The 7598-nt window shown below is 69.8% G+C and carries 3 protein-coding genes; all 3 read left to right on the top strand.

The genetic code is table 11. The features are described from left to right. Positions 1–497: 497 nt before the first annotated feature. The 3 genes from ACRRSS_RS36440 to ACRRSS_RS36430 all read left to right on the top strand — a co-directional run bounded on the left by ACRRSS_RS36440 (position 498) and on the right by ACRRSS_RS36430 (position 7507). Positions 498–2078: a sigma-70 family RNA polymerase sigma factor gene (locus ACRRSS_RS36440; protein WP_435975213.1), complete on the top strand. Its 1581-nt coding sequence runs from the start codon at positions 498–500 to the stop codon at positions 2076–2078. Positions 2079–2459: 381 nt separating this feature from the next. Then, the gene (locus ACRRSS_RS36435; protein ID WP_435975212.1) at positions 2460–4832 is read left to right on the top strand and encodes a non-reducing end alpha-L-arabinofuranosidase family hydrolase; all 2373 of its coding nucleotides are present in this window, start codon (positions 2460–2462) and stop codon (positions 4830–4832) included. Positions 4833–4873: 41 nt separating this feature from the next. Next, the gene (locus ACRRSS_RS36430; protein ID WP_435975211.1) at positions 4874–7507 is read left to right on the top strand and encodes an RICIN domain-containing protein; all 2634 of its coding nucleotides are present in this window, start codon (positions 4874–4876) and stop codon (positions 7505–7507) included. Positions 7508–7598: the final 91 nt, after the last annotated feature.

Genomic DNA, 7598 nt, shown 5'->3' with positions numbered 1-7598 from the left:
GGACGTCCTCTCAACGCTGGCGGCAGGAGAGCCGGTGGGAAGGCGGCCACTCTCCTACCGCGTGACCCACGCCACAATCGACAGAGAGAACGCCAATCACGCTGTGAAGCAGACGAGTTGTCGGCTCATCGGGCGAGGGAAACGCATGTGTAACCGCCAGGTGATGTCCATGGGGACCTGCGACCGCTAGCGCAGGAGGCCACGGCCGACGCGGGACGCGGAAGACGGGCACTCCTCCATCACGGCCCGGCACTCACGACGTGATCTCGCACGAGGAGGCTTCATCTCGTCGACCCTCACCCGGTCCTCCACGACGGCGTGTGCGCGGGCGGGCAAACCCGAACGCACCCGCGTACCAGGCCCTCGGAGTCGGCACGTGCCGGTCCGTTGGCCCGAGGCACAGACGTTGGCCGCCTACCTCGCCGACGCTAAGGTGAGGCGCCGTACACGGCGGATCGCTTCCCTGAGGGAAGATCGCTCCCCTGCGGGAGGTGGGAATGGGGCTCATGGATGCGGACCACGCGGGGCTGGTCGTCGCGGCACAGGCCGGTGACGATCGGGCGCGCGAGGAGCTGATCGCCGCGTACCTGCCGTTGGTCTACAACATCGTCGGGCGAGCGCTGAGCGGACACGCCGACGTCGACGACGTCGTCCAGGAGACCCTGCTGCGCGTGGTGCGCGATCTCCCTGCCCTGCGTGCCCCGGAGAGCTTCCGGTCCTGGCTGGTGTCGATCACGCTCCGCCAGATCAACACCCACTGGCACCGGCAACGCACCTTCGCCGGCCGAACCACGGTCATCGACGAGGCACGCCAGATACCGGACGCCGGTGCCGAACCCGAGGACGTCACGATCCTGCGTCTGCATCTGTCGGACGAGCGCCGTCAGGCTGTCGAAGCCGGCCGGTGGCTCGACCCGGACCAACAGATGCTGCTGTCGCTGTGGTGGCAGGAACGCGCCGGCTCGCTGAGTCGTGATGACATCGCCGCCGCGACGGGGCTCACTGTCGCCCACGTCGGAGTACGCCTGCAACGCATGCGCGAGCAGCTGGAACTGAGCCGGACGATCGTCTCCGCGCTGGAGGCCGACCCGCGCTGTCCGCAGTTGGACGAGACCGTCGTCGGCTGGGACGGTCTCCCCGCATCGGTGTGGCGCAAGCGGATCGCGCGGCACACCCGCAGCTGCCCGGTGTGCACGGCGCAGACGACAGAACGGGTTCCGGCCGAACTACTGCTCCTCAGCCTCGCGCCGCTGACCGTCCCGGCCGGACTCGTCGCCGCGCTGGCCGCCAAGGGCATGCTGTCGGCTACGACCGCGGGCGCCACCGGGCTGGCCACCGCACACGCCGCCGTCGGCACGGCGACGGCGGGAGGCGGTCTCCACAGCGCGCTGATCGGCAAACTCCACGCGGTGACCGCTCACCAACTGGTGAGCCTCGCCACCGGCGCGGTACTCGTCGCCGGGACCGCCACCTACGCGACCTGGCCCGAACCGGCGCATCGGGAGCCCGGGGTCATCGCCACTCCCACAGTCGCCAGTCCCACAGTCGGCAGTCCCACGTTCGGCAGTCCCATGCCGGTCCCGTCGCGCACCGCCACGTCAGCCGAGCCGTCACCGGTGAGTCCGTCCGCCGTCGCGGGCACTGTTCCGCTGGGCGCACAGTCGCTGGAGTCTGTGGACCAGCCCGCCCTGTACCTCACGTACGCCGGCGACTTCGCGACGCTCGGCCGAGTCTCCGCGTCCAGCAGCGCGCGGAAACGCCAGCGGGTCACCTTCACGGTCGTCGGGGGGCTGGCCGACACACGGTGCGTCACCTTCCGCGCCGCCGACGGCCGGTATCTGCGCCATCGTGACCTGCGGCTGCGGCTGAGCGGCGACGACGGCAGCGAACTGTTTCGTGAAGACGCCACCTTCTGTCCGCGCCCAGGGGCGGTCGCCGGGTCGGTGACCCTGCACGCGCACAACTATCCGGGATCGGTCATCCGCCACCGCGACGGTGGCGTCTGGCTCGACGGGTCCGACGGCACTCGGGCCTTCGCCGGCCAGGCTTCTTTCATCCTGCGCAGGCCCTGGGCCTGAGAACCGCTCCTTGAGTACGTGATCCGGCTTCGGTCCGTATTCATCGACGTCTGCCGCCCTTCCGAAAACCCTCAGTGGTGATCAGGGCGGCACGCCCTTTCCACAGCGACGACCAGACCGCGGGGCTTCGCATAACGCTTTCTGCCCGCGAGATGCATCACTGAGCAATCGTCCGGACGGCGCGACTTTTCCGTTACGAGACCGCGAGTGCGGAGGCCTCCCTTGCATGGGGCGCTCTTCCCGCCGCTCACCAAGACGGGCAGGCGTGGCGGGCTCCCCGATATCCCCATTGACGTATCCCCGGAAGAAAGCCCCTCCCATGACGCGACACGCCCCCACGATCACGGCACCCAGGGTGACCCGCGACCCCCGAGGAGAATCATGAAGGGCCTGCACCGGCTCAGCCGGCGTCGCCGAACAGTGGTGATAGGACTGTCGGCCGCCGCGGTGGTGGCCGGTGTCGTGACGCTCCTCCCCAGCTCCGCCGGAGCCGCGAACCTGGGTACGCAGGCGGCCCCCTCGGGCAGGTACTTCGGTACCGCTGTGGCCGCCGGCAGGCTCGGCGACTCGGCGTACACCGCGATCGCCGACCGGGAGTTCAACATGATCACCCCGGAGAACGAGATGAAGTGGGACGCCATCGAGCCGTCCCGCGGCAACTTCAGCTTCGGCCCCGCCGACCGGATCGTCGACCGTGCGAAGGCCAACGGCCAGCGCATGCGCGGCCACACCACGGTCTGGCACTCGCAGCTCCCGTCCTGGGTGAAATCGATCGGCGACGCGAACACGCTGCGCAGCGTCATGAACCAGCACATCACCACCACGATGTCCCGCTACAAGGGCAAGATCTACGCCTGGGACGTGGTCAACGAGGCGTTCAACGACGGCCCCAGCGGTACGCTCCGCGACTCGGTGTTCCAGAAGGTCCTGGGCAACGGATTCATCGAGGAGGCGTTCCGCACCGCCCGCACGGCCGACCCCGCGGCCAAGCTCTGCTACAACGACTACAACATCGAGAACTGGTCGGACGCCAAGACCCAGGCCACCTACCGGCTGGTCAAGGACCTCAAGTCCCGCAACGCGCCCATCGACTGCGTCGGTTTCCAGAGCCACTTCGGCGCGAGCGGTCCGCCGGCGAGCTTCAGGACCACCCTCGCCAACTTCGCCGCCCTGGGCGTCGATGTCCAGATCACCGAGCTGGACATCGCCCAGGCGTCGCCCACCCACTACGCCACCGCGGTCAAGGCCTGCCTGTCCGTGTCCCGCTGCACCGGCATCACGGTGTGGGGCGTGCGGGACAGCGACTCCTGGCGGCCTGGCGAGAACGCGCTCCTCTTCGACGGCAACGGAAAGCCCAAGCCCGCGTATCACGCCGTCATGGACGCCCTCAACTCCGGCTCGGGCACCACCCCGGCCCCGGGCCCCAGCACGCCGGCCGCGAGCACCGGCGAGATCAAGGGCGTGGCCTCCGGCCGCTGTGTCGACATCCCCGCCTCCACCACCGCCAACGGCTCCCAGGCGCAGCTGTGGGACTGTAGCGGCCAGGGCAACCAGCGCTGGACCCACACCGCCGGCAAGCAGCTGAAGATCCAGGGCGACAAGTGTCTGGACGCCAAGAGCAAGGGCACCACCAACGGCACCGCGGTGGTCATCTGGGACTGCAACGGCGGCACCAACCAGCAGTGGAACATCCACACCAACGGCACGATCACCGGCGTCCAGTCCGGGCTGTGCCTGGACGCCGTCGGCGCGGCCACCGCCAACGGCACCAAGATCCAGCTGCACGCCTGTGGGGGTGTCGGCAACCAGAAGTGGACCGCCCCGTCCGGATCGGGCGGCGGTACGTGCGCGCTTCCGTCGGCGTACAAGTGGAACTCGACGGGTGCCCTGGCGCAGCCTGCGAACGGGTGGGCCTCGCTGAAGGACTTCACCAACGTGGTGCACGACGGCAAGCACCTGGTCTACGGGTCGAACTTCAACGGATCGAAGTACGGCTCGATGACGTTCAGTCCCTTCGCCGACTGGTCGGACATGGCGTCCGCCGGACAGAGGGCGATGAGCCAGCCCGCGGTCGCGCCCACGCTGTTCTACTTCGCGCCCAAGAAGATCTGGGTCCTCGCCTACCAGTGGGGCCAGTGGCCCTTCATCTACCGCACGTCGAGCGACCCCACCGACCCCGACGGCTGGTCCGCGCCGCAGCCGCTGTTCACCGGCACCATCCCCCGCACCGACTCCCCCACCGGCCCGATCGACCAGACCTTGATCGCCGACGACCGCAACATGTACCTGTTCTTCGCCGGTGACAACGGCAAGATCTACCGGGCGAGCATGCCGATCGGAAACTTCCCGGGCAGCTTCGGCTCGGCGTACACGACGGTCATGAGCGACACGGAGGCCAACCTGTTCGAGGCCCCCCAGGTCTACAAGGTCCAGGGCCGACAGCAGTACCTCATGATCGTCGAGGCGAAGGGCGCGAACGGGCGCTACTTCCGCTCGTTCACAGCCTCCAGTCCGAACGGCTCGTGGACCCCGCAGGCCGCCACCGAGAACAACCCCTTCGCCGGCAAGGCGAACAGCGGTGCCGCCTGGACCAACGACATCAGTCACGGCGACCTGGTCCGTGACAATCCCGACCAGACCATGACGATCGACCCCTGCAACCTGCGGTTCCTCTACCAGGGCAAGTCCCCCACCGCGGGCGGCCCCTACGACCGACTGCCGTACCGGCCGGGTGTCCTCACCCTGCAGCGCTGACTGCCCGCTCCACGGTGATACGCAAGGAGAGACAACCCCCCATGAAGAACCCCACGAACGGTGGGCGCCGCGGGCGTCACCGCCGTCGCTGGACCGCGACAGGACTGCTGCTCGGAGCGCCCGCTCTCGTCGTGCCGTATCTCCTGTTCGTGCAGGACGACTCGCAGGCCGCGACGGTCGACGGCAATGCCTACTACCGGCTGGTCTCCGTACGCAGCGGCAAGGCGCTGGACGTCAACGCCTTCTCCACGGCCGACGGCACCCGCGTCCAGCAGTGGACCGACCAGAACACCGCCAACCAGCAGTGGAAGCTGCGACCCGCCGGGGACGGCTACTACGAGCTGGTGAACCGCAACAGCGGCAAAGTGCTGGGCATAGCGGGCGGTTCGTCCGCCCAGGCGGCCGCCGCCGAGCAGCAGACCGACAGCTCCTCCACCTCCCAGGAGTGGCGGATCGACGAGGTGAGCGGTTCCGACACCGTCACCTTCGCCTCCCGCAGGAGCGGCCAGGTCCTGGACGTCTCCGGAGGCTCCACGGCCGAGGGCGCGGCGGTCATCCAGTATCCCGGCAAGGGCAGCACCAACCAGCAGTGGAAGCTGGTGAAGACGGCCGAGTCCCAGGCGGCCGGGACCGGACCGTATGTGTGGAACAACGCCCAGGTGGTGGGCGGCGGTTACGTCACCGGCCTGGTGTTCAACCCGCGTGCGAAGGGCCTGCTGTACGCGCGCACCGACATGGGCGGCGCCTACCGCTGGGACGTCGCGGCCGAGCAGTGGATCCCTCTGACCGACTGGGTCGGTGAGAAGGACTGGAACCTGCTGGGCATCGATTCGATCGCCACCGACGCCGTCGCCCCCGACCGGCTCTACCTCGCGGCGGGCACCTACACCAACAGCTGGGCGGGTAACGGCTCGATCCTGCGCTCCACGGACCGTGGGCGGACCTTCCAGCGCACAGATCTGCCCTTCAAACTGGGCGCCAACGAGGACGGCCGCGGGGCGGGCGAACGGCTGGTGATCGACCCCGCGAACAACGGCACCCTGCTCCTCGGCACCCGCAAGAACGGCCTGTGGCGCAGCACCGACCACGGGGTGACCTGGAGCCAGCTCCCCTCGTTCCCCGTCAAGGACGGGGCGAGCAGCGGCGCGGGCATCTCCTTCGTGACGTACGGCCCGGCCGGCAGCAGGACGGTCTACGTCGGCGTCGCCGACAAGTCCCGCTCCCTCTACCGCTCCACCGACGGCGGCAGCAGCTGGCAGGCCGTCTCCGGTCAGCCCACCGGCCAGATGCCGCAGCACGGCGTGCTCTCCGGTGACGGCTCGCTGTACCTGACGTACACGAACGTCGTCGGACCCAACGGCGCGACCGCGGGCTCGGTGTGGAAGTACACGCCGGCCGGCGGGACGTGGAAGAACGTCTCGCCGTCCCAGGGCAGTTACGGGTTCTCCGGCCTGGCCGTCGACCCGCAGAGGCCGTCCACGGTGATGGTCACCACCCTCGACCGCTGGTGGCCCGAGGACGAGATCTACCGGACCACCGACGGCGGCACGTCCTGGAAGGCCCTGGCCGACAAGTCGGTGCGGGACGCCTCCGCCGCTCCTTACGTCGGTACCGGCACCGGGCACTGGATGACCGCCCTCGCCATCGATCCCTTCGACTCCGGACACGTGCTGTACGGCACCGGCAGCGGCATCTGGCGCAGCAAGGACGCCGGCGCCACCGACGGCGGCGGCACCAGCCACTGGACCGTGGGGGCCCGAGGGCTTGAGGAGACCGCGGTCCTCGACGCGGTGGCGCCGCCCGGCGGCGCCACCGTCATCTCCTCCATGGGTGACCTCGGCGGTTTCCACTACGGCTCCTCCAGCGCCCTGACCAGGGTGCCCGCCGGGCGGCTGAAGAACCCGATGATGATCACCAGCACCGACATCGACTTCGCCCAGTCCAACCCGTCGGTGATGGTCCGCGTCGGCCGTGGCGGCGAGCAGGACGGCGCCTACTCCACCGACGGCGGCAGCAACTGGAACGGCTTCACGTCGGAGCCGGTGGGCAGCGCCGACAGCGGCCAGGTCGCGCTCTCCGCGGACGGCTCCGCCATCGTCTGGACAGAGGAGGGGCAGGCCCCGTACCGCTCGACCGACAAGGGGGCGAGCTGGTCGAGGGTCGGCGGCCTGGGCACCGGCGCCGTGGTCGTCGCCGACCGCTCCTCGGCCAGGACCTTCTACTCACTGTCCGGCGGCACGCTCCACGCCAGCACCGACGGCGGCGCGACCTTCACCGCCCGCGCCACCGGCCTGCCCACCGGCCGGCTCACGGCCGTCCCCGGCATCGCCGGGGACCTGTGGATCGCCGGTCATGACAAGGGGCTGCTGCACTCCACCGACGGCGGCCGCACCTTCACCGCGCTCAGCACCGTGCAGTCCGCCTCCGCCCTCGGCTTCGGCAAGGCCGCGCCAGGCGCCTCCTACCAGGCCCTGTACCTGATCGGCACCGTCAAGGACGTCACCGGCGTCTTCCGCTCCACCGACAAGGGCGCCACCTGGCTCCGCGTCAACGACGACGCCCACCAGTGGGGCAACATCAGCGGCAGCGGCGTCGTCACCGGCGACCCCGACACCTACGGACGCGTCTACATCGGCACCAACGGACGCGGCCTCCAGTACGGCGACCCCTCCTGACACCGACGCCCGAGCGGGGCCGCAGGCACCACGGCCTGCGGCCCCGACCGGGCTGAGGGAGGGGCGCCTCCCCGCCCCCGACGGGACGCCG

Source organism: Streptomyces sp. Qhu_M48, assembly GCF_051305195.1.
Lineage (GTDB): Bacteria > Actinomycetota > Actinomycetes > Streptomycetales > Streptomycetaceae > Streptomyces.
This window is presented reverse-complemented; position numbering and strand designations above follow the sequence as displayed.

Coding starts and splice junctions, on each gene's coding strand:
- ACRRSS_RS36440 (WP_435975213.1), top strand. CDS start 498: ATGGGGCTCATGGATGCGGACCACGCGGGGCTGGTCGTCGCGGCACAG.
- ACRRSS_RS36430 (WP_435975211.1), top strand. CDS start 4,874: ATGAAGAACCCCACGAACGGTGGGCGCCGCGGGCGTCACCGCCGTCGC.
- ACRRSS_RS36435 (WP_435975212.1), top strand. CDS start 2,460: ATGAAGGGCCTGCACCGGCTCAGCCGGCGTCGCCGAACAGTGGTGATA.